Here is a 24,858-nt window from a genome sequence, read left to right as displayed (position 1 = left end):
ACAGTCATGCCCGTGCCGATCACTGGTCGGATCGCCACTCCCGAGCGTTCGCCGAGTTCTGCCATGCGCTCCGGGACCCGTACACAGAACATCCGCATGGCAGAAGCGGGGGAACCACTTCCGGGCTCGTTGCAATCCCACGGGTCCTTGGGGTCAAGCCAGCACGGCACCTAGGTGCGTGCGGCCGGATGTCTCCCATCCGAACCCGACAGCTCACCTCGTAGGCGCAGGGAGGAACACACATGTCTTTCATGAAGCAGAACTCTGCCCGGCACCGCGCCGAGACGAAGTCGCACCTCGTGCGTAACACCACTATCGGTACGGTCGTCGCTGGTGCCGCCGTGGTCGGCCTCGCGGCCCCCGCGCAGGCCTCGAGCGGCCTCGTCGATCTGGGCTCCACGGCTTCCTACGGCTACCAGGCGTCCACCTCCTCGGTGCAGGCCTACAACGCGTCGTACACCATGCAGACCACCAACACCGGGGGCTCCGCCGCCAGCGTGAGCACCCAGTCGAACCACTCCACGGGTGGTCTGGTGGGCACCGCCTACCAGGGCATCGGCGGCGCGTACGTCTGGGGCGGCGTTGGCTTCAAGGCCTGGGACTGCTCCGGCTTCACCCAGTGGGTCTACGCCCAGAACGGCATCAACCTGCCCCGCACCACCTGGGCCCAGTTCGCCGCTGGCACCCCCACCTCCAACCCGCAGCCCGGCGATCTGGTCTCCCAGAACGGCGGCTCCCACGTGGGGATCTACATCGGCAACGGCCAGATGATCTCCGCTCTCAATCCCTTGCAGGGCACTCAGGTTCACTCCGTGAATGCCATGCAGCTGGATGGTTACTACACCTTCCGGTGACCCGGTGACACCGCGCCCGAGCATGATGCGCGGTCCACACCGAGCCACATTGCGGCCGGGTGTACTGGCCGGGTCCCCGGACCTCGGTCGGCACACCGCGCCGGAACCACCTGAAAACCGAACGTAATCTCCCGCCCAAATCCGTGCACCGCTGCTGCGTCCTGACGGATGTGCCGGTCACCGCACACCTCCGTGCCCTGGGTGGACACGAACGTGTTAGGAAACCACACGAATGTCGAACGAAACCGCTCCTCACGCCGCCAAGGGCCTCTTCGCGGGTAAGGCCCGCACCGTCGCCGCCGTCGCGGCCTTCTCAGGTCTGGCCCTCGCGACCACCGTGTCCGTGCAGGCCACGCAGAATGCCTCCGAGCAGGCCCCCGCCGCCGCTGTGTCCGAGGCTCCCGCCTCCGACAACACGGTCTCGGCGGAGCCCGCCGCCAAGGCCGACAAGGCCCAGGAGAACGCTGCCAAGGAGCAGAAGGCCGCGAAGACCGAGAAGGCGCAGCCCGCCGCTCAGCCCTCCGTGGTCCAGGCCGCTCCCGTGGCCGACGTGACCCCGCTGCAGGCTCCCGCCGTTCCGGCTGCAGCCCCCACCGTCGTGACCGCTTCCGAGAACGTCACCTCGGTCGCCGAGCAGGCTCCGGTGGCCCAGGGCCGCCATGCCGCTCCCGCCACCGCTCAGACCGTTGCCAAGGAGGCCGCCGCCGAGCAGCGCGCCGCTGTGGCTTCCCCGGTGATCCCGAACTACGCCCCCGCCCAGGGTGCCGCTGCCGCCCAGCCCGCGTCCTACAAGGCTCCGCAGGCCCCGGCCGCTCCGAAGGCGCAGGCTGCCCCCACGGCTCAGGCCGCCACCCAGGTGACCACACAGTCCAACACCCAGGCAAAGGCCGAGGCTGCTCCCGCCGCCACCCAGGTGACCACGCAGTCCAACACCCAGGCGAAGGCTCAGGCTGCTCCCGCCGCCAAGGCCTCCTCCGTGTCCGGCTCCGCGAAGGGCCAGGCCATCCTGGGTGCCGCCGAGGCTCAGCTCGGTGTGGCCCAGGACTGCACCATGCTGGTGACCAACTCCCTCAAGGCCGTGGGCATCAACCACCACGGCTGGCCGGCCAGCTACAAGTCGCTGGGCACCCAGGTCTCCGCGGACCAGGCCCGCGCCGGTGACATCGCCTACTACGCCAACGGCGGTTCCGGCATGGCTCACGTGGCCATCTACGCCGGTAACGGCCAGGCCATCCACGGCGGTTGGAACGGTAACCAGACCGTGAAGACCAGCGCCTACGTGGGCTCCGGCCCCGAGTTCATCCGCGTCGGCTGAACCGGATCGAGTTCGGCACAGCGCTGATCCGCGCGGCGCCACACCTCGTGTCGAGTCGGGACCGGTTGTGTACCCGATCCCGATGAGAACGATGGAGAACGTACGGACCCTGTTGACCGCAGGGTCCGTACGTTTTTTCGTGCCCGGAACCCGGAACCCGGACGTGGACCGGCAGCGGTGATCACTCGGCCCTCCTAACACCCGACCCCCGTCGTGCAGGCGTCGATCGCGGATCGGCCCCAGCGATCGCGCAGCCGCGGCCCGTAGAATGGACGCCATGCCCTCCGATCTCTCCACCGCCGCACGCACCCCGCAGGACCAGGAATTCACCTACTACGCCGTGGGCATGGTTGCCGGTGCCATCCCGGGGATCGTCGTGGGGTTCATAGTGGCCGCGTTCGTGGGTCACGCCGCCATGTGGTTGTCGGTTTGCGGTGGCGTGGGGATCATCATCGGCCTCGTGGTCGCCACGGTCGTCTTCCGGCGACGCCGCGCGGCCGCCCGGGCAGCCCAGCCCACCTCGCCCGTAGCGCCGGGCGACGACGTCGCCGATCACCGCAGCTGAGCCCGTCCCCCCCCGGGGACCCGGCACGCCGCTGTCGGCCCTCGTCGCAGACCCACCCACCGGAGAGCCGGGTCGACGTCGCTGGGTATTCGTACGGGTCCGCGTGGCCGTCCAGCCCGGCCCCGAGCTCCACGCGGCGGTGAGTTCTCTCCGTCCCCCGTTACTTCCAATCGACCTCGAAGGTCGGCTCAGGCCGCGATCAGCTGCGTGATCTCCCGTTCCAGGTTCTCCCGGGCGCGGGCCTCCCACAACGTCACCGCACGAGGATCGTGGAACAACGTGTCTTTTTCCAAGAGTCCGCGCAGGATCTCGGCGCGGCCCGCCCTGAACTGCTCTTCCGGGACGTGGGCGTACTCGCGGCGCACCGTGGTCCGATACCGCTCGTACTCGTTCTCGCTGCCGCCCAGCACGGACAGGTCCGCGTCCACGAGTCGACAGGCGTCCACGTCGCTCGGATCCGGGCGGTGGTCCACGGTCACGAGCACGAGCTCCGCCACGCGGCGCCCGATGGCCGCGGGCCACTCCGGGCCTGAGAGTCGTTGCCGGGCCAGCTCGGCGGAGTCCCGTTCGTCCTGACCTGCTTGCCCGTCATGCACGGCATCGTGGAACCACGCGGCGAGCACGAGCTCCGCGCTCGGGGCGCCGTGGGTGAGCCGGTCAATGCCTTCCAGCACGTTCAGCAGATGCGAAGGACCGTGGTAGACGCGGTGCGGTTCGCTCCAGCGGGTCAGCAGCTTGGCACCCAGGTCGGGATGCTCAGGGAAGTGGTGCGCCCAGCGGCGCGTGAGGGTCACCGCGAGCTTGGCCGGGCGGCGTCGTGCGGGGACCCGCAGGCCACTGTGGATCAGGACACGGACGAGTTTCTTGCCGTCTACAGCGAGGGCACCCGCGGCCACAGCGTCAGCGTGGCGGTGCGCGGGGACGTCGTAGTGGTCGCGGTCGAAGGCACGTTCCGAGACCCCCAGGGCGCGGGCGAACTCGTGCAGCTCGGCTAGGGAGGTGTCGGAGATCAGGTGCGAGAACACCGTGCCGTGCGCGGGCCATCGGGGTGGATCGATGTAGACGGTCATGGCTCCATTGTGCGCTGTTCCAATGTGCTCTCAACTCGCGGGGGGAACGCGCCGCCGATACAGTGGTGCAGTGTTGCCCCCGTAGCTCAGGGGATAGAGCACGGCTCTCCTAAAGCCGGTGTCGTTGGTTCGAATCCAATCGGGGGCACCGAGGACGTCCCGCCCGATATCGGGCGGGACGTCGTCATTTCCGCAGCGCATTCCCACAACCGGCCGACCCGCCCAGCGAAACCCGCCCGCCCGGTGAGAATGGCCGACCCCGCACATCAACGGGGATGTATGAGTGGAGTACAAGCAGCCCGTGGCCCTGTGACCTACGTCAGCTCAGTTGAATCGCGGCGTGGGGAAGCGCGAGGGTGTATCCCCGAGCTCAGGCGCGCGGGCGCTGGCCCGGCAGCTTGCCCTCGGAGAAGTCGTCGAGTTTGCGGCGCGTCACGGATACCGCCACGATCACGGCGATCAGCACGAGCAGAGCGAACAACACCCACCGCGCGATCACGAGCCCCGAGGCGAGTGCCACGGCGGACGCGTCCGCGGGGTCGGCCACGGCGGCGTCGAGCACGGTGTTGCCCACCAGGAAGACCACCGCGTAGACCAGGATGACCGCCCAGTACACCCATTTGCGGGCGCGCTGCGGGGTGTTGAGCCCGGTGAACAGCAGCCAGCCCAGGCACATGAGAAGGGGAGTGAAGAGCCCCGTGGTCGCGTGCACGCCCTCGTACTCGGTGCGGCCGTCCGCGCCCAGGCCGCGGGCGAAGTCCGCGAGGTGGCCCTGGGAGAAACCGCCGGCCATGAGTTCGGGTGCGGTGACGCCGCCGGCAAGGTGTCCGGAGACGCCCTGCAGCACGAGCAGGTGGTAGTAGAGCCACAGCGCGGCACCCACGAAGAACGCGACGCCCACCAGGATCCCGGCCGACGACGCCTTGGTGGGTTCCGCGGCGAGCTCACCGGGGCGCATCTCGTGGACGCTCGCGGGGCGCACTCGGGGTGCACGAGCGGGCGAGGACCCCGCCTTCGCGGAGCCCGCGTTCTCCCCGTACTTCCTGGCCTTCTGCGCTCTGGTCATACCCATGGCCCCATTATCCCCCGGGTTGTACTGTGAATGACTACGGGTACCACGCTCGATGACGAGGTGGTGAACAGGTGCCCCGCGGGCACTGCGGAAGGGTGGTGATGGTCATGGAACTCTCCATCGGCCTGCCGGACGGACTGCTCATGAGCGCGGGTGACGGCACGGAACTCACCCTGTACGAGGCCGATCACACCACGGTCCGGCGCAGGATCAACTGCTCCGTCCTGGAGGGCGCGCGGATCGCGGACATCGTGTGGTCCCACAAGCTCTCCGCCGTGATCGCCGCCGTTCCGGACAAGAACCAGTTGTTCCGCTGGGACCCGTACACCGACGCCCTCCAGGAGTACGGCGGCACAGGTGAGCCCGGCCGCCGGGACGGGAAGATCGCTCAGGCCAAGTTCGCGGCCACGGTCTCGATCACCGAGGCCGGTGACGGCAAGTTGTGGCTCGTGGACAAGGATTCCTCCGCGCTGCGCTACATTGCGATCGATACGGACCGGCCCGACGGCGATCCCCACGTGGTCACGGTCATCGGCCGCCACGGTGCCGGGTACCAGGACGGCCCCGCGGCGGACGCCAAGCTCGCCCGCCCCGAGGACCTGCAGATCCTCTACGACGGTTCCGTGGTGGTCGCGGACACCGGCAACGACGCCATCCGCCATTTGGACCCCTCCGCGGGGGAGGTCTTCACCATTTACGGCGGGCCCGACCAGGACGGGGACGACCTCGACGAAGACGTCGTGCTGCAGGCCCCGGCGCGGGTCACCGTCGCGGATTCGCACCTCTGGGTCGAGGACGCCAACGGGCGCCACCTGTTGGAACCGCGCTACGTGTGATCCGGGGTTGTCCACGGGCCGGTGAGGGCGTCCCCACCGCTGGCTAAACTGGTGCCACCATGGACTTCCTCTCTGACAATCCCCTCCTGTCCGCGGCCTCGGCGCGCTCGGCGAACGCGCCCGACTCGGACGAGTTCTCCCAGCCCACCCCGGCATCCGGGGCTCAGCTCGTGGAGGGACTGAACGACCCCCAACGCGCCGCCGTGGAGCATGCGGGTTCCCCGCTGCTCATCGTGGCCGGTGCCGGTTCCGGCAAGACCAGGGTCCTCACGCACCGGATCGCCTACTTGCTGGCCACGGGCCGCGCCCGCCGGGGGGAGATCCTCGCGATCACGTTCACGAACAAGGCCGCCGCGGAGATGCGGGAGCGGATCGTGGATCTCGTGGGGGAGTCCGCGCGCTCCATGTGGATCTCCACGTTCCACTCGCTGTGCGTGCGGGTCCTACGCCGCGAGGCCAAGACCCTGGGGCTGTCCACCAACTTCTCCATCTACGACTCCGCGGACTCCCTGCGGTTGATCACCCAGGTGGCCAAGCAGCATGAGTTGGACCCCAAGCGGTTCGCGCCCAAGGCCATCCAGCACAAGATCTCCGCCCTCAAGAACGAGCTCGTGGACGACGAGACCTACCTGGCCCGCGCGAGTTCCTCGGACCCGTTCGAGTCCGCCGTGGCCCGGGTCTACCGGGGCTACACCCAGCGGTTGCGCGCGGCCAACGCCATGGACTTCGACGACCTCATCGGCGAGACCGTGCACATGTTCCGCGCGTTCCCTCAGGTGCTCGAGTACTACCGACGCCGCTTCCGGCACGTGCTCGTGGACGAGTACCAGGACACCAACCACGCCCAGTACGCGCTCGTGCGGGAACTCGTGGGAGGCGGTTCCGAGAACCACCCGGATGACTCCGGGATCCCGCCGGCCGAACTCACGGTGGTGGGGGACTCGGACCAGTCCATCTACGCGTTCCGCGGCGCGGACATCCGCAACATCACGGATTTCGAGCGGGACTTTCCCTCCGCGCGCACCATCCTGCTGGAACAGAACTACCGCTCCACGCAGAACATCCTCTCCGCGGCCAACTCCGTGATCTCCCAGAACGCGGACCGCCGGGACAAGAAACTGTGGACCGCGGAAGGCGATGGCGCCCCCATCATCGGGTACGCCGCTGAGAACGAACACGAAGAGGCCCGCTTCATCGCGGAGGAGATCGACACGCTGCAGGACGAACACGGGATCCGCCCCGGCGACGTCGCCGTGTTCTACCGCACCAACGCACAATCGCGCTCCCTCGAGGAGATCCTGATGCGCGTGGGACTGCCCTACAAGGTGGTGGGCGGGACCCGCTTCTACGAGCGCAAGGAGATCAAGGACGCCATATCCTACCTGCGCGCGATCGCGAACCCCGCGGACGACATCACCGTGCGGCGCATCATCAACGAGCCCAAGCGAGGGATCGGGGACCGCGCCCAGGGCTCGATCGCGGCGCTCGCCGACCGCGAGGACATCTCCTTCTCCGAGGCCATGCACCGCTTGGACGAGGCACCCGCCCTGGCCACTCGCTCGGCGAACGCCATCAAGAAGTTCTCCCAGCTCATGGACGATCTCGCGGAACTCGCTCAGGGCACCTCGGTGACCGCGGTTCTCGAGGCTGTACTCGAACAGTCCGGGTACCTCGAGGCCCTGCGCACGTCCACCGACCCGCAGGACGAGTCCCGTGTGGAGAACCTCGCGGAACTCGTGGCCGTGGTGCGCGAGTTCGAGAAGGACCACCCGGACGCGGGCCTCGGGGAGTTCCTGGAACACGTGGCCCTCGTGGCGGACGCGGACCAGATCCCCACCCAGCCCGAACCCGAGGGCGGCGCGAGTGCCCAGCAGATCGCGGAGCAGGTCGCGCAAGCGCGTTCCCAGGGGGTCGTGACGCTCATGACCCTGCACACCGCCAAGGGGCTCGAGTTCCCGGTCGTGTTCCTCACGGGCATGGAGCACGGGATCTTCCCGCACCAGCGCAGCTTCGCCGACGCCTCGAGCATGGAGGAGGAACGCCGCCTCGCGTACGTGGGGATCACCCGGGCGCGCAAACGGCTGTACCTCACACGCGCCGAGTCCCGCTCCATGTGGGGGCAGTCCCAATTCAATCCCGCGAGCCCGTTCCTGGACGAGATCCCTTCGCGGTTGATCGAGTGGAAGCGCGAGGGTGCCAGTGCCGCGGGCGGATGGGGTTCGCCCGTGCACGACGGATTCCAGGCCCGCGATCCGTTGCGCGGTTCCTCGTGGGGTGCGGGCGCCGGATCCGGGGCAAGTTTCCGCAGGCTCTCACCGGCCTCCGCCGGGCGCGTGCAGCCCCAGCGGGAGATTCCTTCCCTCAGCGTGGGAGACACGGTGGAGCACAAGGCGTTCGGCCGCGGTTCCGTGGTCGCCATGGAGGGCTCCGGGGACAAGACGGTCGCCAAGGTGCGCTTCGGTGCGGAGGAGAAGCGGCTCCTGTTGCGTTACGCGCCCATGACCAAGGTCTCGTAAGGGGTACGACGCCGCGGCCCCGCCGCGCGCGGTGTCGTCCGGTGTGCCGAAACGCACCGGGCGGCTCGAACCTGCCTGGCGAACCCATCTGGCGGCCCGGCGCAGCCCGGTGTGCTGAGACGCACCCGGATGCTCGAACCGTTCGGGTGGCCCGGCGGGATCGGAGCGCAACCGATCAGGGTTGCTCCTGGCATGGAGACAGTAGAGGCGGTGGATCGCTCAGACGAAGATCAACACGAGCACGGTGAACAGCGTGGTCACGCGCAGGGACTCGCCGGAGCGGACGTGGATCACGCCCAGCAGCACGCAGCTCAACAGGGCGGTCACGCCGGCCGCCTGGCCGCCGGCGAGGAAGGCCACGGCCCCCATCGTGAGGCCCGCCACGAGACCGCCCCACGGGACCCACCGGGACCCCCGGAACGTGAGGACCTCCCGGATGGCACGGTGCGAGTACGCCAGCAGGCCCGCGACCAGGAAACTGCGGCCCACCAGGTAGCAGACCCACGCGACCATCGCGAGCCACCCGAGGGGCCCGTACACGTGGAACAGTTGCAGGTAGCGGTCCAGCGGGGCCAGACCCCACGGCGCCCCGATCAGTGCGGGCAGCACGATCGCGAGCACCACGGCCAGGACGAAGCACAACAGAATCTCCCGCCAGCGGCGGTGGTCCACCCCGCCGTCGACGCCGACTCGGCCCGCGGCGGCGTCGTCGCGCCCCGCGCCCGCTTCCTCGCTCGGCAACGGATCGACCCCGCGGCGCCGGGACCAGGCCACCAGGGCGCGCGCGAGCAGCACCCACAGTGCCCCGAGACCCACCCATTCCACGACCTGCCAGCCCAGGGGATAGAAGGTGGATACCGAACCCGTGAGGGTCAGGATCGTCCCGCTGACCACCAACTCCAGCCCGAGTGCCACGAACGAGAAGGTGGCCAACGAGGCCATGAACCCCGGGTCCGCCTCGCGGGCGTCCCAGATCTCCGGCAGTCCGATGCGTCGCATGCCCCCAGTCAACCAGCCGCTGCCGTGCGGGCGGGAATCCCGGGCCCGGTCCCGCGGTGTCCGCGGGGGCCGGGTGTGACGCGAATCAAGGGCCCATGGCCTAAAATGCTCGTGAGGGCTCTGTGAGCGCAGTGCTGCGCTGCATCCCCCCACATCAGGTCGCTCCAACCGGGGGTTCCCGGTGCGGAACGACACACCTCGACGCAGAAGGACACTTATCCGTGGACCTGTTTGAGTACCAGGCACGCGACCTGTTCGAGAAGCACGGCGTTCCCGTGCTGGCCGGCATCGTCGCCACTACCCCAGAAGAAGCCAAGGCAGCAGCAGAGAAGATCGGCGGGGTCACCGTCGTCAAGGCACAGGTCAAGGTGGGCGGCCGCGGCAAGGCCGGCGGTGTGAAGGTCGCGAAGTCCGCCGATGAGGCCTACGAGTACGCCCAGCAGATTCTGGGAATGGACATCAAGGGCCACACCGTGCACCGCGTGATGATCGCGCAGGGCGCGGACATCGCCGAGGAATACTACTTCTCCGTCCTGTTGGACCGCGCCAACCGCTCCTACCTGGCCATGTGCTCGGTCGAGGGGGGCATGGAGATCGAGCAGCTCGCCGTGGAGCGCCCGGACGCCCTGGCCCGCGTGGACGTCAACCCCGCGGAGGGCATCACCGAGGCCAAGGCCCGCGAGATCGTGGAGCAGGCCAAGTTCGACGCCGAGACCGCCGAGAAGGTCGTCCCCGTGCTCGTCAAGCTCGGTGAGGTCTACACCAAGGAGGACGCCACCCTGGTGGAGGTCAACCCGCTGGTCAAGACCAGCGACGGCGAGATCCTCGCCCTGGACGGCAAGGTCTCCCTGGACGACAACGCCGAGTTCCGCCACGAGGACCACGCGGCGCTCGCGGACAAGTCCTCCGCGGACCCCCTCGAGGAGAAGGCCAAGGAGAACGACCTCAACTACGTCAAACTCGACGGCGAGGTGGGCATCATCGGCAACGGTGCCGGTCTCGTGATGTCCACCCTGGACGTCGTGGCCTACGCCGGTGAGAAGCACGGCAACGTGAAGCCCGCCAACTTCCTGGACATCGGAGGCGGCGCGTCCGCCGAGGTCATGGCCGCCGGTCTGGACGTGATCCTCAATGACCCGCAGGTCAAGTCCGTGTTCGTCAACGTCTTCGGTGGCATCACCGCGTGCGACGCCGTTGCCAACGGCATCGTGAAGGCGCTGGACATCCTCGGTGACTCCGCCACCAAGCCCATCGTGGTGCGTCTGGACGGCAACAACGTCGAGGAGGGCCGCCAGATCCTGCGTGAGGCCAACCACCCGCTGGTCACCTCCGCGGACACCATGGACTCCGGCGCCGACAAGGCGGCCGAGCTGGCCCACTCCGCCAAGTAATCGCCCACGCGAACAGCTATCAGGAAGAAGACATGTCGATCTTTTTGAACAAGGACTCCAAGGTCATCGTTCAGGGCATCACCGGCGGCGAGGGCACCAAGCACACCGCGCGCATGCTCGCTGCCGGCACGAACGTGCTCGGCGGTGTCAACGCCCGTAAGGCGGGCACCACGGTGAACCACCAGGACAAGGACGGCAACGCCGTCGAACTGCCCGTGTTCGGCAGCGTGAGCGAGGCCGTGCAGGAGACCGGGGCGAACGCGTCGATCGTGTTCGTACCGCCGGCCTTCTGTAAGGACGCCGTGATCGAGGCCATCGACGCCGAGATCCCGCTCGTGGTGGTCATCACAGAGGGCATCCCCGTGCAGGACTCCGCCGAGTTCTGGGCGCACGCCAAGGCGAACACCGGCGCGGACGGCAAGCCAAAGACCCGGATCATCGGCCCCAATTGCCCGGGCATCATCTCCCCCGAGGAGTCGCTGCTGGGGATCACCCCCGCGAACATCACGGGCAAGGGCAAGCTGGGCCTGGTCTCCAAGTCCGGCACGCTGACCTACCAGATGATGTACGAACTGCGGGACCTGGGCTTCACCACGGCCATCGGCATTGGCGGTGACCCGGTCATCGGCACCACGCACATCGACGCCCTCGAGGCCTTCGAGGCGGACCCCGAGACCGAGGCCATCGTGATGATCGGTGAGATCGGCGGCGACGCCGAGGAGCGCGCCGCGGAGTTCATCAAGGCGAACGTGACCAAGCCCGTGGTGGGCTACGTCGCGGGCTTCACCGCTCCCGAGGGCAAGACCATGGGCCACGCCGGCGCCATCGTCTCTGGTTCCTCGGGCACGGCCCAAGCCAAGAAGGAGGCCCTCGAGGCCGCCGGTGTGAAGGTGGGCAAGACCCCGTCGGAGACCGCGCAGCTCATGCGGGAGATCTTCGAGGGCAAGTAAGCCCCTCCCGGCGCTTCGCCGCCGGTGCATCCACGACGACGCCGCTCGCCCACCTCGGTGGAGGAGCGGCGTCGTTCGTCGTGGTGCCGTTCGGACGCGAGCGTCAGCCGGTGAGGGACAGCGGCGCGGTTCGTCGTGGTGCGAGTCGAGCGCCGGCCGGACGGGATGCGGGCGCGCGATGAGGACCGTGACTCGGGCCGGGACTCAGGCCAGGACGATGGTCCGATTGCCGGAGATCACCACTCGACCCTCCGCGTGCCACTTCACGGCGCGGGACAGGGCCTGGGTCTCGGCCTCGGAACCCACCGCCACGAGGTCCTCCGGGGTGTGCGCGTGATCCACCGGGATCACGCGCTGCGCGATGATCGGACCCTCGTCCAGGTCCGGGGTGACATAGTGGGCGGTGGCCCCGACCATCTTGACCCCGCGCTCGTAGGCCTGGTGGTACGGCTTGGCGCCCTTGAAGGAGGGCAGGAACGAGTGGTGGATGTTGATGCACCGACCCGCGAGCTGTTGCGTGAGCTCGTCCGAGAGGATCTGCATGTAGCGGGCCAGCACCACGAGTTCGGTGTCGTAGGACGCGGCGATCTCGAGCAGTTGCGCCTCGGCCTGCGGCTTGGTGTGCCGGGTGACGGGCACGTGGTGGAACGGCACACCGTAGAAGTCCACGAGGGGTTGCAGGTCCGTGTGATTGGACACCACACCCACGATCTCGATGGGCAGCGAGCCCACGCGCGCTCGGTGGAGCAGGTTCACGAGGCAGTGCGAGATTTTGGAGACCATGACGAGCACACGGGTCTTGTGCCGGGCGTCCACCAGACGGAAGCGCATGTCGTGCTTCTCGGCCACCGGGCGGAACCCCTCGATCAGGGACTCAGTGGTCACGGTGCCCGGTTCGCTCATGGTGTGGCAGCGGATGAAGAATTCGTCGTTGTGCCGGTCCGAGAAATGCTTGACGTCGAAGATGTCGCAACCCTGCTCCGTGAGGTTCGACGCCACGGCGCTCACGAGACCGTAGGCCTCGGGGCAGTGGACGGTCAGGACGTGTTCATCGGACGTGGGCTGCTGGGCCGACATGAGGGGATACTCCTGGGATCGCGGAACGGGGAACGGAGCGGCCCCGGAGCGCGGGATGTCATCCGTCCGGGGACCGCAGACGATCTTATCGCCCCGGGCTACACAGCGCGCGGGACGGTCCGGATCTCGGAAGGGGCGTTAACGACCGGTGGCCGCGGGAGCGGACGGTAGGAGCCCGTCCGGCGCGGGGAGAGGTGCGCCTCTGCGAGAGAACCCGCAGCCACCGGCAGGCGATAACGCCTCAACGGGATCAAGCCGTGGGCTGAGCGGCTACCGACGCACAGCATCAGCCACAGAGCACCCCCCAGTGCATGTGTGGCGATTTCCCTGTGCGAAGTCTCCCGTTGCGGTGGTTCGTAGAACCACGCCCCCAGAATATCGGAATTTCTCAGATGACTCGGAGCCGGTGAAGTTTCATGGAGTGTGGTTAGTGCCAATCGGCCCACTGATTTATGCGTATAAATCAGCCGGAAATTGATCCCTTAAAGCCGCCCTGACCTGCAATAACAGGGTTTTTCGCCTAGTGAGCGAAGGTTAACAAATGCTAATGAGCAAGTATCTCAACAATGCTCACTGCACTTGTGGGCGATAGAGGGGACAAGAAATGCCTCCTGATTGGGGACACGCACCACTTTTATGTCGTACAAATTACACTTCTGCCTACGGAGAACAGTCGCCGTTCGGTACTCACGAGACCGTCGTGTTGAATGCGAGCCCCAGAAGGTAGGTGGCGATCGCGGCCCCGTACCCGATCCCGAGCTGCCGCAGTCCCCGCCTGACCGGGGAGGCGCCGGAGAGCAGGCCCACGAAACCGCCCGTGATCAACAACGCGATGCCCACGAGCGTCATTCCCACGGCCATGGCCACTCCGCCGCCCAGGCCGAAGAGGTAGGGCAGGATCGGGATGATCGCCCCGGACGCGAAGAAGCAGAAGCTCGACGCCGCCGCCCCCAGATCGGTGCCCAGGGCCTGGTTGTCGTCCGCGGCGGGAAGCTCCTCGTCCGGTTCCGTGTTGAGCACACGACGCGCCTTCTCGTCTTGGAACGACAGCGATGGATCGCAGTCGCAGTCGAAGTGTCCGAGTCGCTCGGCCGCCCGGTGTTCTGCAGCCTTCTCACTCATGCCCCGGGCCCGGTAGATCAGTGTGAGCTCGTTGGCGTTCAGGTCCAACGCTGGCGCCACGCGCAGGGTCACCTGGGTGGGTTGGGAGGCGTCCAGCAGTTCCCGCTGGGATCGCACGGAGACGTATTCGCCCGCTCCCATGGACAGGGCACCCGCGAGCAGTCCGGCGATGCCCGAGAACAGCACCAGGGAGCTGGACGTGCCCGTGGCGCCCACGCCCATCACCAGGGCCAGGTTGGACACCAGGCCGTCGTTGGCGCCGAACACGGCGGCCCTGAAGTTGCCGGACAACCGCGTGCGGCCATCGGTTGCGAGCGCGCGGATGATCTCCTCGTGGACGGCCTCGTCCGCCGCCATGGCGTCCGTGGCATCCGGGTCCTCGCGGTACGGGGAGCCGGACTCGGCGCGCTGAAGCAGCGCCAGGACGAAAACGGATCCCACGTGCTTGGCCAAGAACATGAGCAGTTGCGCTTGCAAGGCGGGTCTCGCCGGACGATCGGCGTGGGGTCCGAGCAGACGACGCCAGTGTTCGGCGTGGCGGCCCTCCGCCTCGGCCACGCTCTGCAAGATCTCGGCATGGCGGCCCGAGCTGTGGCGGGCCAGGTGTTCGTACGTGGCGGCCTCGGCGAGTTCGTCCGCGAGGTAGTGACGCCACCTGCGGATCTGGGCGGCAGTGGGTTCCGGTGACTCGGGAAGGGTGGAGGAAGCGCTGTGGTGTTCGGGCATGTACCCGTATTTTACGCGCGGGTCACCGGCGGTGGTTTCGGGGCTCCGAAGCACCCCGCGCGCCGTCTGCCGTGGATCCCGCCTCGCGCCTGGCTCGCACCTGAACCCGCGCCGAACGCTGTTTGCGCCGCAATACGCTCTGCGCGCCATCGACCGCGGAGCCAGCCAGCCCGCGGAGCCATCCAGCCCGTGGGCCGCTCAGCGTGCCGGGACGCTAGGCGACGGCCGGAGCCACCCGCATCGCGAACGGCAACAGGACCCCCGTGAGCACCCCCGCGGTGATGGGTTGGGGTACGGCGGCCAGGAGTTTGCCGAACAGCCCGGTCGCGCCCAGCACGAGACTCACGAGGGCGGCGACCACGTAGGCGCCCACGGCGTCGGAGAACTCGTAGTTGCCGAGGGTAGCGCGAGCAGGCGGCTCGCGGTGATCTCCGGGGCGGGGAGCGACCCCACGCCCCAGTGGAACTCGTACGGGTCCCTGCAGGCCCGGTGACTGCGCATGCCGGCGAGGACGCTGCGCGCGGCCGCCCGCGGCAGGCACGGTCCGCACGTCCACGGCCGTCCGGGGGCGGTGGGATCGTCCCATCCCCACGACCTCAGCCGCTCCGCGGGACACCACGGCCCGGTGAACTCGGCGGGTCCGTGGGTGGCGGCCGCGGAACGGCCCGCAACGCGCTGCAGGGCGCACTGCACCCCGCGGGGTCCCGTGCGCACCCACGCGGCGGGAACGTCCGGGGTGCCCTCCGGTGGGTCGTACTCGACCATGAGGAAGTCGTTCCAGGGCATCCCGGCGATGGCCCCGGTGAGGACGGACTCCAGACGGGACCATGGACAGACCGGCGGATCGGGGACGGCGGAGTCGACCCGGACCAGCACCACACCGATCCCGGCGCGCCGCAGTGCCACCTCGGTACTCGGACCGTGGCCGTGCGGCGTCCTGCTGTGTGACATGCTCGAGTGCCTCCCAACACCTGATCACGCAACACCCATGGATCGGGTCAGGGGTCCGCGCACGCGGTGCGGGTGCGCCGGGGCCGGCGTGATCTGTGCTCACGCTAACCCGCTGACCGTGCCGGGTCGACAGGTCGGGGGGAGTGTGACTTCCACGGAAAGGCCCCCGCGCGGTGTTCCCGCGTGCGCCCGAGCTCGACCGTCGGCGTGATCGGGACCGTGCAGGGCACTCGACGGACCCCGGGGTTCGCTCAGACACCAACCAGCGCGCGGATGTCCTCGGCGTCGAGCGTGGCGGAGAAGAACCGTTCATCGTCGAGCACGGCCCCGAACAGGTCCGCCTTGCGGGCCTTGAGGTCCATGACCTTCTCCTCGATCGTGCCCTGCGCGACCATGCGGTAGACCATGACCTTCTTGGTCTGCCCGATCCGGTGGGTTCGGTCCACGGCCTGGTTCTCCGCCGCGGGATTCCACCACGGGTCCAGGAGGTAGCAGTAGTCGGCCTCGGTGAGGTTGATGCCGAAACCGCCGGCCTTGAGGCTCACCAGGAACACGGGAGCGCGGCCGCTGCGGAACTTCTCGAGCGCCCCCGCGCGGTCCCGCGTGCTGCCGTCGAGGTAGCTGTAGGCGATCCCGGCGTCGTCGAGGCGCTGGGCCACGATCTTGAGGAAACTCGTGAACTGGCTGAACACGAGCGGGCGGTGACCCTCCTGGACGAGCTGGGGCAGCTGGTCGAAGAGGACGTCCAACTTTGAGGATGGCGCCTTGGACTCCGGGTCCACCAGGACGGGGTCCAGCGCCAACATCCGCAGGGTGGTCAGCGACTGGAAGATGGTGAACCGGTTCTTGTCGAAGTTGCGCAGCAGGCCCAGGATCTTGGCGCGCTCACGCTGCAGCCGGCGGTCGTACGCACTGCGGTGTTCGGGGTTCAACCCCACGGGCAGGACGTGCTCGAGCTTGGGTGGCAGCTGCAGGTCCACGTCCGCCTTGGTGCGGCGCAGCATGAACGGGCGCATCCGGGCCCGCAGCCGGGCCAGGGCGTCCGAGTCCATGGCGCGTTCGATGGGACGCTGGTAGTGCTCGGTGAAACGTTTCTTGGACGGAAACAGCCCGGGGGCGGTGAGCGAGAGCAACGACCATAGTTCGGAAAGACTGTTCTCCATGGGGGTGCCGGTGATCGCGAGACACGTGCGTGCCCGCAGGTTCTTCACGGCGCGGTAGGCCTTGGTCCGGGGGTTCTTGACGAACTGGGCCTCGTCCATGATCACCCCGGTCCACTCGACCGAACGGTAGGCCTCCGCGTCCAGACGCAGCAGGGCATAGGACGTGAGCACCACATGGGAATGCGCGGCGGCGTCGGCCACGGAGTCCTTGGTGTGGGTGAGCACGGTGATGTCCAAGGAGGGCGCGAAGCGGCGCAGCTCGGCGGACCAGTTGGCCACCACGGAGGTGGGTGCGATCACCAGGTGGGGTGGCAGCTGCGGGTCCCGGTCCGTGGCACGCAGGATCGCGGCAATGGTCTGCACGGTCTTGCCCAGGCCCATGTCGTCCGCGAGGATCCCGCCCAGTCCGTGGTCCCACAGGAAGCTCAGCCACCGGAAGCCCTCGTACTGGTAGGGGCGCAGGTTGGCCTGTAGGGCCTCGGGGACCGGGGGAGAGGGGATCTCGTGCAGGTGGGTCAGTGCGCGCACGCCCTCGCGCCACTGCTCGGCCTGGCGGGTGTCCGTGGCGAGGTCCTCAAACTGCTCCCACAGGCTCGCCTGGTAGCGGTTCAACGCGAGCGGCGCGTCCTTGTCCTCCTGCAGGGTGCGGGCCTCGGCGATGAGCGTGCGCAGCCGCGTGAACTCGGGGCGGTCCAGGGAGAAGTAGGAACCGTCCGGCAGCAGCATCACGTCCTGGCCGCGGTCGAGCGCTTGAAAGATCTGGGAGAACGGGAGGTAGTGCTCACCGACCCTGATGGTGACACCCAGACCGAACCAGTCGTGGTGTTCGGTGGGCGCGGTGGACACCGTGATCTCGGTGGGTTCGGTGACCTCGCGGTAGGCGGGACTCCCGCCGGTCTCCACGATGCGCAGGTCGGGGATCTTGCGCAGCAGCGGCAACCACACCCGCAACAGGGTCAGGGCGTCCTGCGCCGCGTACGAACTGCGTTTGAAGTCCAACTCGGGGATCCGGCGGTGCACGGCCTGGACCATGGAGGACTCCCACCGGGACTCGCGGGCCACGGGCTCATCCTCGAGAGGGTCCAGGGGGCGGAAGGGCAGCCGGATCCGCTCGCGACCCTTCTGGTACTCCCACTCCCACTCCACGCGCTCGGTGAGGTCGTCGTGGTGGATGGTGAGCACGAACTGCGGATCCGCGACCTGGGGCAGCACCAGGGAGTCCTCGCCCGCGATCACGTGCATGCTCTGGTGCAACCGGGGGAAGTAGGTGTCGAAGAACTCCTCCACACCGTCCTGCGGGACCGTGAGGGATTCGGCGCGGTCCAGGAACGAGCGCTGCTGCTGATTGAGGCGGGTGCCCAGGGCGACCAGGTGCAACGGGAACTGGTTGAGGTCCTCCGCGGTGTCCAGGGCCGCGGGGGTCGCGTCCGGGTAGAACAGGCCGTGACCTGGCTGGCCGATGATCCGGGTCCAGCGCAGGGGGATCTCGTTCTCGCCCACGATGAGCTGGGGGTGCAGGGCGAGCTCGCCGTGCTCGCCGGGATCCACGCGCACCTCGAACCGGCCGTCGCGATCCACGATCACGGGTGCTCCCGTGCCCTCGGAGACGAGCGGGATCCCGAGCCCCCGGGCGCGCCCCAGGATGGGCCACAACAGGGGAGAGGTGTAGCGCTCCATGTGCAGCTGGTGCCGGTCCGCAGCGTAACTGCCGCGGTGCGACTCGGAGAGCGCTCGCAGCTCCTCGAACCAGTCCAGTTGCTCCGCGCTCAGGTGCCCGGAGCGGGCGTGGGAGGCCAGGTTGCCCCAGTCGATGCCGGTGTGCACCCACCCGTGGCGCTGTCCGCGCAGCACCGGACGGGCCGTGAGACTCAGCGGGGTCTCCCGGGGTGATTCCTGCCACGCTTTCGGGGTGCGGTTCTGCACCCGGGCCAGGTCCAGTTCGAGGGCCACGGTTGGTCCGGATTCCGGGTCCGCCACGACCCTGTCGGGACTCGTGCCGGGCACGATCCGGGAGAGTTCGCTGCGCCAGTCCGGGGCGGCACCCGGACCGCGGGCGTCCGTGAACTGCGCAGCACCATCCATGGCCCCTACCGTACCGCCCGGTGCGGACACGGCCGGGCGCCGGTGGGCGAGGGCCCGGGCAGCGGCGTCGTCGTGGTGCAAACCGGGGGCGCGGTGGGATCGGGCAGTGAACCGCCGACGGGCGGGAACTTATAATCGACAGGGATTGTCGTGTTTCGAGCGCGCCGCACGGCGCAGACGGAGGATTTGTGGCTGACGCTGCCGGTTTCCACACGGGGGACCACGCAATGGCATCCGGACCCCGGGAAGTCGATTACCTGCGCTGGAACGACGCCGTGGCGCGGGCATTCTTCGGCCCCAGGAGGGCTGGGGAACTGGTCCACCTGGACCTGGACGAGAAGATGCTCGAACAGATCGGCTCGGAATTCGGCCTGGACGGCCCGGCCACGCTGCGTGCGCTCGCCGACTCCGTGACGCCGCTGCTCGTGACGGACGGCTCCCGCCGGTCCGTGTTCGACGCGTTCAACAAGCTCACCGAGGCGTGGTACCGGACGTCCCGGCGCCAGCTCGAGGACCTCACCAGGATCGGCCCGCCGCCCATCGTGGCGCTGTTGGCCCTGTTCGCCCTGGCCGGGCGGCACATGTCCGCGCTCGCGGCGCGCACGGGCAAGAAGTCCGTGTCCACGTTCTACCTGCCGCTCGCGGTGTTGCTGCAAGCGGGCCAGGACAACGTCAAGGCGCTCGAGACCTCGGTGCGCAAGGACTCCGAGACCTACTGGGACGCGCTGCGCTATTGGCTCGAGGCCTTCGACGGTCAACTCGGGTTGCCGTCCGCGTACGCCGTGAACCACCGTCCCGTGGGCCTCGCTCTGTCCCAGACCCTGTTCGGCCCGTCCGAGCTGCGGCAACTGCACCAGATGTTCGAGGACCTCGAACTGACCACGGCGCAGGGGATGAGCGCGGCGGAGCTCGGGATCTACATCGACTTCTGGCTCGACATCGCGGACACCGATGTGTCCAAGAGCCTGCGCAGCATCTGGACCAACCCCCTCACGCGCGATCCCGCGTTGCAGGTCGCGCTCGCCCAGTTGGACGCGTGGGAGTCCGCCCCGGACGACGCCGCCGCTGCCGCCGCCCGCGGCACGCGGCACCTGGGCTCGCGCAGCCCCGGGTTGTCTCTCACGGACGGCACGGACTACGTGGGCAACCCCATCTACGAACTCGGTTTCGTGGTGCCCAAGCGGCTGGTGCCCGGTCGTGAGGTGGATCTCGCGACCACGGTCGGCCCGCGCACCATGTTCCTGTCCTACATCGGGGACGCGTTCCTGGGGATCTCCGCGTACAACGCCCGCATGACGAGTGACACGCTGCTGTCCGGGCAGCTGCAGATCACCGCGGGGGAGCTCACCCTCACGCGTAATCCGCGGCCCGTGGTGGTCTTCGCCAAGGACGCGTACTCGGACACGTTCATCTCCGTGGACCACGTCCCCGCGGCGTGGCCGTGCCGGATCATGGTGCGCAATCAACCTGAATGGGTGGATCAGATCCGCGCGATCCTGGACGACTCGGCCTCTCCCGACTACCGCGTGGTGGGCCCGGGGGAGAACGGAGTCTGCGAGGGCTGGGTGCTGTTCGACGACGTCCAGGTGCTGCGTGCCGGTGACCCCGCGCTGACCGTCAACGACAACTTCTCGGCCCTGGTACCCCGCCTGGTCCCCGCAATCACCCTGTCCGGCGGGCTGCGGATCCCCGGGGACGTGGACCGGTTCTCGGCCCTGCGGCCCCCGCAGTTGACCGTCACGTCCGACAGCGACGACCCCCTGTCCGTGGAGTGCGAGTGGCGCAACCCGCACTCGTTCAAGCTCATGAGCACCAAGCTCACCGCACCCCGGGTACCACCGTTCCAGGTGAGCCTGGGCGGTACGGAACTGGCCCGCGAGGACGGCCACCTCAAGCCCAACGACTACACGCTGGTGCTGCGTTCCGGGCGCACCGTGAAGCAGCGCCTCGAGTTCCGCGTGCGGGACAGTTCCTACTACATCACTCAACGTTCCCTGGGCTACGACGGTGAGATGGTCCACGTCGCGGAGGAACCGTTGTGGCCCGTCACCGCGGTAACGCGGGACGAGATCCCGGATGAGTACGTCCAGGGCTCGTTCGACAACATGGACCCCCACGAGGCCGCCGTGGACGAGGTCCCCGTGCCCGAGGTCGCCGGGTGGGAGTCCGCCGAGGGGCAGATGTTCCCCGAGCGCAGCAACGAGCTGCCCGAGGCCCCGGACGTGTCCTGCATGGTCACGGGCAAGCACAAAGTGATCCTGCCCCCCATGGATCCCAAGGCCAAGGCGCCGTGGGTGTTCGGGCGCTGCAAGTTCTGCGGGCTCACCAAGCGCTACCCCGGCCGGCTCACCAAGCTCTCGGCGGTGGGTCAGACGGGTTCGGTCGAGGCACTGCAGTTCATCGGCCCGGACGAGGGCGAGTACCCGGGGTCCTGGGCGCCGTTCAAGGACATCCTCACGTTCTTGGGTGGCAGCAAGCGGTCGAGCCTGTCCATCGTGGCGCGCCAGCTCGAGGACTCCGAGCGCTTCGAGGAATGGTTCGTGGGTCACCTGCAGGCCCTCGGTTTCCTGGAGGTGATCCGGGACGAGAACTGGACGGTGCGCCGCTGGCAGGTGTGCTCCCCGGCCCTGACCCAGCTCGTGGACGGCTCCATCCTGCTCACGGGCGGGTGGAAGACCGACCAAGAGGACGCCGTGACGCAGGCGGTCGGGGCCCAGGGTGGTGAGGTCGTGGTGCTGTCCCCGGAGGACCACGCGACCACCATGCTCCAGGATGTGGACCTCGACGCGCTGAGCAAGCTGCTGCCCGAGGGGCTGTGCGACGTGGTCTACGACGCCGGGCCCGTCATGCTCGACACCCTGCCCCCGTTGTCCTCGGTCGTCGCCGGGCTGCCCCTGAAGGAGATGCAGTACAACGGGGTCGCGGAACGCTTCGTGCCCGCGGACGCCACGTGGGAGGCCACGGACGACCGCAACCAGGCGGGGCTGTACCGGATCAACCACCACCACAAGACGCGCTACGCCTACCGCACCGCGGAGGACGTGGTCTCGGGTCACGCCCGTCCCGTGTCCTCGGGGCTCGGCAAGCACCTCGCGGCGCGGGACACCGGCACGGCGTTGGTCAGCTACGATCCCGAGCTGCGGTTGCTCTCCGTGCCCATCGGTGCCGCCCTGCCGGGGCTCTACGCGCGCGCCACGGTGCTGTGCTCGGGGCTGCTGCCCACGCTCGTGGACGAGGACTTCTCCCTGAACTACGGGGACGTCTCCGAGGAGTTCGCGAGCGCCCTCGTGGCCAAGCTGCTGGGCTGACAGTGCCGCCCCGGGCGAACGGGGGGGGGTGTACTCGTGGGGCCGCGCGGCTGCATTCGGCCGCTGCGCGGCCCTCCCCTAAAGTGAGGTGGCGTGCCATGACTAACGGCTGGTAGTAAGGCGCCTCAACCCCGGGTCGTCCGACGTCCGACCCGCATCCCCGACGTGACCACACACGATTCCTCGTCCATCCGTCACCCACGCCCGGGCTCGTCGCCCGTCGCGGATCCGCCAGCCCTGTCCGGGCCCCTCGCTCTGCGCCACCCCGGTTGCCCGTCAACTGGCGGGTCTTCGTGGCCGCGGCAACCCTGCTTGTCTCGCTGTCCGCCTGGGCCACGGAGGCACCCGAGCACGCCGACGCCGTGATCGGCGGCGTGGTCGCGTGGGTCGCCTCCCGGCTGGGGTGGTTCTACATCCTCACGGCCGCTCTCGTGATCGTGTTCGTGATCCTGGTCGCGGACAGCAGGCACGGCACGATCAAGATGGGCCCGGACCACGCGAAACCCCAGTTCAACCTGTTCACGGGGTGGGCCATGTACGCCCTGATGGGCATGGCATTCGGCTACTTCGCCTACCGCTTCGGCATGCCGCTGAGCATCCGCTCCGCTCTCTACCCCTGATCGGGTGCCGGATCCACGGTGCCGCCGGCGACGCCGTGGACACCGCGGCGCTGCTGGGGACCATCTTGGGCGTGGACAAGGGCACCCGGCGGCTTTCCGAGCTGAGCATCATCCTGGCGATCGGGCTCATGCTGTACGTGCTCATCACCGGGCGCACGGCGTTCCTGCTGGATGCGATCGTCAAGGGCGTGAGCGGATTGCGCGTGGCAGACGCCTCGGTGATGTCCGAGCTCGTGACGGTGAACCCGAAGATCACGGTCTTCATGATCGGTGAACGCGCCGCCGAGCTGATCGCCCAGGACCGGGACGCGACCGCCCGGTGAGCACGGCCGTCAAGAACCGAGCAGGCTGAGAACATGGGTGTGGCCCGGGTCCGTCCGGACCCGGGCCACACCCGATCGTGGAGTTCGCGGTCGCGGGGACCGTGCTCGCGAGGACTACGCGGGCAAGGGCTCCAGCTTGTAGAAGGACACCCCGCCGGTCACCCGGGACGCCCCGGGGACCAGGAGTCTGCTGTACTTGGCGCACCACTGGCCGCGCCCCCGTGTGTGCTGTGCGGCGAGTGCGACCTCACGGGCGTCGTCCGCGAAGTACTCGTGCTCGTGACCGTCCGATCCCGTGATGGACACCACGTGCCGGGCGGGGTCCGCCTGAACGGTGACGTCCACCCATTGTTCGCGGGTGTCGGGGTGGGATTTCTGGGTTGTCGTGTTCATGATGTCGGGCCTCTGAATTTTCCGGTCGCTTGCCGGGACCACACGTGTGGCCCCGGCCACTTCGTCATCCAATCCACCCCTGAACCGAGGGTTGGCGTACGCCGAGTTGGAGCTCTGGGCGCGCGGTGACGTCCTTGTCGTTGCGCGGGCGCATCTCGTGAAGCTGCTTCGAGCCTATCCGTGGATTCGGGGGACCAGCCAGGCGCGGACCGAGAATGTCATCAAAACTTAATCAAGCTTCTGTTGAGTAACATCTGGCACCCGGCGGCGGTTCTCATGGGGTGCGCAGGTCGCTGCGGCGCGTGCCGCGCATCCGGGAGGTGACCGTGCGAGCGCGCTCGTAGTGGCCCAGCAACTGCTCGCACACGGCACCCCACGTGCGCTCCTGCACGCACTGGCGGGCGGTGCGCGCGAAGGCGAGGCGTTTGGCGTCGTCGCCCGCGAGGTCTCGGACGCGCTCGCGCAACCCGGCCAGGTCACCCGGGGCGTAGAGCCACCCGTTACGCGAGGAGTCCACGAGGTCCAGGGGGCCGCCGCGGCCCACGGCCACCACCGGGACCCCGGAGGCCATGGCTTCCTGGATGGTCTGGCAGAACGTCTCGTGCTCACCCGGGTGCACGAACACGTCCAGCGACGCCATGGCCGTGGCGAGTTCGGTGCCCGTGAGGAAGCCCTCGAAGTGCGCGTTGGGCAATACCGAGCGCAGCGACTCCTTCCCGGGGCCGGAACCGATGATCACGAGCCGGGTGTCCGGCAGGGCGTCGATCGCGGCGAGGTCCGCGACCTGCTTCTCGGGGGCCAACCGCCCCACGTATCCCACGAGTCGCTTGCCGCCGCCCACGCGCTCGCGCCACGCGTGATCGCGCAGCGCGGGACGGAACCGACTCGTGTCCACTCCGCGGCGCCACATGTGCACCCGCTGGACGCCATGCTCGTGGAGTTGGCTGATCGACGCCGTGGAGGGAGCGAGCGTGAGGGTCGCACTGTTGTGCATCGCACGCACGTGGGACCACATGGCGGTCTCCAGCACGGACGCCCCGTAGCGTGCGGCGTAACCGGGCACGTCCGTCTGGTACACGGCCACGCACGGCAGACCCAAACCCTTGGCGGCCTGGATGGCCTGCCACCCGAGCACGAACGGGGACGCCACGTGCACCACGTCCGGCGCGAAACGGGCCAGGATGCGCTGCATGCGACTCACGGTGCAGCTCGCCACGCGGACCTCGGGATAGCCCGCGAGCGGCAGGGACGGGATGCGTTCGATCCGCACGCCGTCCACGTGGTCCACAGAGCCCAGGAACAGGGTCTTCTCATAGGAGGGGGCGATCACCATGGCCTCGTGCCCGTGATCCCGCAGGTGTTCCAGGACGCGGATCACCGAATGCGTGACACCGTTGACGTGGGGGAGGAACTGTTCGGCCACCAATGCGATTCTCACGGTTCCCACTGTGGGCCCGGCGCCTCACGGGGGAGTCACCCGGGGGTGGCCCGCAGATGAAGTCCGCGCTAACTTCGCTGCCCGTGG

The 24,858-nt window shown here is 68.5% G+C and carries 19 protein-coding genes, 1 tRNA gene, 2 pseudogenes and 2 riboswitches; of the genes and pseudogenes, 12 read left to right on the top strand and 10 right to left on the bottom strand.

Annotated elements, in window-relative coordinates:
- Positions 1 to 39: 39 nt before the first annotated feature.
- Positions 40 to 239, top strand: a riboswitch (cyclic di-AMP (ydaO/yuaA leader).
- Positions 240 to 242: 3 nt separating this feature from the next.
- The 3 genes from RF650_RS01430 to RF650_RS01420 all read left to right on the top strand — a co-directional run bounded on the left by RF650_RS01430 (position 243) and on the right by RF650_RS01420 (position 2,734).
- Entirely contained in the window at positions 243 to 854 is a 612-nt protein-coding gene (locus tag RF650_RS01430; protein ID WP_131333342.1) for a C40 family peptidase, read from the top strand.
- A gap of 232 nt (positions 855 to 1,086) precedes the next feature.
- Complete coding sequence (locus RF650_RS01425) at positions 1,087 to 2,169, top strand: NlpC/P60 family protein (RefSeq protein ID WP_131333341.1); 1,083 nt, start codon at positions 1,087 to 1,089, stop codon at positions 2,167 to 2,169.
- A gap of 277 nt (positions 2,170 to 2,446) precedes the next feature.
- The gene (locus RF650_RS01420) at positions 2,447 to 2,734 is read left to right on the top strand and encodes a hypothetical protein (RefSeq protein WP_165489809.1); all 288 of its coding nucleotides are present in this window, start codon (positions 2,447 to 2,449) and stop codon (positions 2,732 to 2,734) included.
- A 188-nt stretch (positions 2,735 to 2,922) separates the two neighbouring features.
- Here RF650_RS01420 and RF650_RS01415 read toward each other — a convergent pair whose 3' ends face one another.
- The gene (locus tag RF650_RS01415; RefSeq protein WP_131333339.1) at positions 2,923 to 3,804 is read right to left on the bottom strand and encodes a DUF4031 domain-containing protein; all 882 of its coding nucleotides are present in this window, start codon (positions 3,802 to 3,804) and stop codon (positions 2,923 to 2,925) included.
- 75 nt (positions 3,805 to 3,879) lie between these two features.
- Here RF650_RS01415 and RF650_RS01410 point away from each other — a divergent pair.
- A tRNA-Arg gene (locus RF650_RS01410) sits at positions 3,880 to 3,952 on the top strand.
- 222 nt (positions 3,953 to 4,174) lie between these two features.
- Here the strand turns inward: RF650_RS01410 and RF650_RS01405 are convergent.
- Positions 4,175 to 4,876 (bottom strand): hypothetical protein, encoded by a 702-nt coding sequence (locus tag RF650_RS01405; RefSeq protein WP_131333338.1) that lies wholly within the window; start codon positions 4,874 to 4,876, stop codon positions 4,175 to 4,177.
- 107 nt (positions 4,877 to 4,983) lie between these two features.
- Here RF650_RS01405 and RF650_RS01400 point away from each other — a divergent pair, with 107 nt between their 5' ends.
- Both RF650_RS01400 and pcrA read left to right on the top strand, forming a co-directional pair.
- Positions 4,984 to 5,712 (top strand): integrase, encoded by a 729-nt coding sequence (locus RF650_RS01400; protein WP_231885634.1) that lies wholly within the window; start codon positions 4,984 to 4,986, stop codon positions 5,710 to 5,712.
- Positions 5,713 to 5,771: 59 nt separating this feature from the next.
- Entirely contained in the window at positions 5,772 to 8,228 is a 2,457-nt protein-coding gene (gene pcrA / locus RF650_RS01395; protein WP_131333337.1) for a DNA helicase PcrA, read from the top strand.
- A 219-nt stretch (positions 8,229 to 8,447) separates the two neighbouring features.
- Here the strand turns inward: pcrA and RF650_RS01390 are convergent, their stop codons facing one another.
- Positions 8,448 to 9,227: a hypothetical protein gene (locus RF650_RS01390; RefSeq protein ID WP_131333336.1), complete on the bottom strand. Its 780-nt coding sequence runs from the start codon at positions 9,225 to 9,227 to the stop codon at positions 8,448 to 8,450.
- A 221-nt stretch (positions 9,228 to 9,448) separates the two neighbouring features.
- Between RF650_RS01390 and sucC the strand changes: the two genes are divergently transcribed.
- Both sucC and sucD read left to right on the top strand, forming a co-directional pair.
- Complete coding sequence (gene sucC / locus RF650_RS01385; RefSeq protein WP_131333335.1) at positions 9,449 to 10,618, top strand: ADP-forming succinate--CoA ligase subunit beta; 1,170 nt, start codon at positions 9,449 to 9,451, stop codon at positions 10,616 to 10,618.
- 32 nt (positions 10,619 to 10,650) lie between these two features.
- Entirely contained in the window at positions 10,651 to 11,568 is a 918-nt protein-coding gene (gene sucD, locus RF650_RS01380; RefSeq protein WP_064847200.1) for a succinate--CoA ligase subunit alpha, read from the top strand.
- Between the two features lie 204 nt (positions 11,569 to 11,772).
- On the opposite strand, the gene purU is transcribed toward sucD, so the two are convergent.
- From purU to RF650_RS01355, 5 genes are all read right to left on the bottom strand, one after another.
- The gene (gene purU, locus RF650_RS01375; protein ID WP_131333334.1) at positions 11,773 to 12,645 is read right to left on the bottom strand and encodes a formyltetrahydrofolate deformylase; all 873 of its coding nucleotides are present in this window, start codon (positions 12,643 to 12,645) and stop codon (positions 11,773 to 11,775) included.
- 687 nt (positions 12,646 to 13,332) lie between these two features.
- Complete coding sequence (locus RF650_RS01370) at positions 13,333 to 14,493, bottom strand: VIT1/CCC1 transporter family protein (RefSeq protein WP_368813874.1); 1,161 nt, start codon at positions 14,491 to 14,493, stop codon at positions 13,333 to 13,335.
- Between the two features lie 214 nt (positions 14,494 to 14,707).
- Positions 14,708 to 14,854: a benzoate/H(+) symporter BenE family transporter gene (locus RF650_RS01365; RefSeq protein WP_368813873.1), complete on the bottom strand. Its 147-nt coding sequence runs from the start codon at positions 14,852 to 14,854 to the stop codon at positions 14,708 to 14,710.
- Positions 14,836 to 15,444: a hypothetical protein gene (locus tag RF650_RS01360; RefSeq protein WP_242670469.1), complete on the bottom strand. Its 609-nt coding sequence runs from the start codon at positions 15,442 to 15,444 to the stop codon at positions 14,836 to 14,838. The genes RF650_RS01365 and RF650_RS01360 overlap by 19 nt, the downstream gene beginning before the upstream one ends.
- A gap of 251 nt (positions 15,445 to 15,695) precedes the next feature.
- Positions 15,696 to 18,689, bottom strand: a complete 2,994-nt coding sequence (locus RF650_RS01355; RefSeq protein WP_131333331.1) for a DEAD/DEAH box helicase — start codon at positions 18,687 to 18,689, stop codon at positions 15,696 to 15,698.
- 227 nt (positions 18,690 to 18,916) lie between these two features.
- Between RF650_RS01355 and RF650_RS01350 the strand changes: the two genes are divergently transcribed.
- The 4 genes and pseudogenes from RF650_RS01350 to RF650_RS01335 all read left to right on the top strand — a co-directional run.
- Entirely contained in the window at positions 18,917 to 21,997 is a 3,081-nt protein-coding gene (locus RF650_RS01350) for a hypothetical protein (protein ID WP_242670468.1), read from the top strand.
- 269 nt (positions 21,998 to 22,266) lie between these two features.
- On the top strand, positions 22,267 to 22,617 hold the full coding sequence (locus tag RF650_RS01345; protein ID WP_311253949.1) for a BCCT family transporter: 351 nt from the start codon (positions 22,267 to 22,269) through the stop codon (positions 22,615 to 22,617).
- Positions 22,524 to 22,751 (top strand): annotated as a pseudogene (locus RF650_RS01340) (hypothetical protein); the annotation flags it as partial. The gene RF650_RS01345 and the pseudogene RF650_RS01340, both read left to right, overlap by 94 nt.
- 45 nt (positions 22,752 to 22,796) lie before the next feature.
- A pseudogene (locus RF650_RS01335) lies at positions 22,797 to 22,940 on the top strand (GMC oxidoreductase); the annotation flags it as partial.
- A gap of 114 nt (positions 22,941 to 23,054) precedes the next feature.
- Here RF650_RS01335 and RF650_RS01330 read toward each other — a convergent pair.
- A complete protein-coding gene (locus RF650_RS01330) occupies positions 23,055 to 23,333 on the bottom strand; it encodes a hypothetical protein (protein WP_035963768.1) in 279 nt (92 codons plus the stop codon).
- 20 nt (positions 23,334 to 23,353) lie between these two features.
- Positions 23,354 to 23,496, bottom strand: a riboswitch (SAM riboswitch).
- 111 nt (positions 23,497 to 23,607) lie between these two features.
- On the bottom strand, positions 23,608 to 24,771 hold the full coding sequence (locus tag RF650_RS01325; RefSeq protein ID WP_368813872.1) for a glycosyltransferase family 4 protein: 1,164 nt from the start codon (positions 24,769 to 24,771) through the stop codon (positions 23,608 to 23,610).
- Positions 24,772 to 24,858 lie beyond the last annotated feature (87 nt).

The sequence above is a fragment of the Kocuria sp. CPCC 205297 genome (assembly GCF_040981035.1).
GTDB lineage: Bacteria > Actinomycetota > Actinomycetes > Actinomycetales > Micrococcaceae > Kocuria > Kocuria marina.
This window is presented reverse-complemented; position numbering and strand designations above follow the sequence as displayed.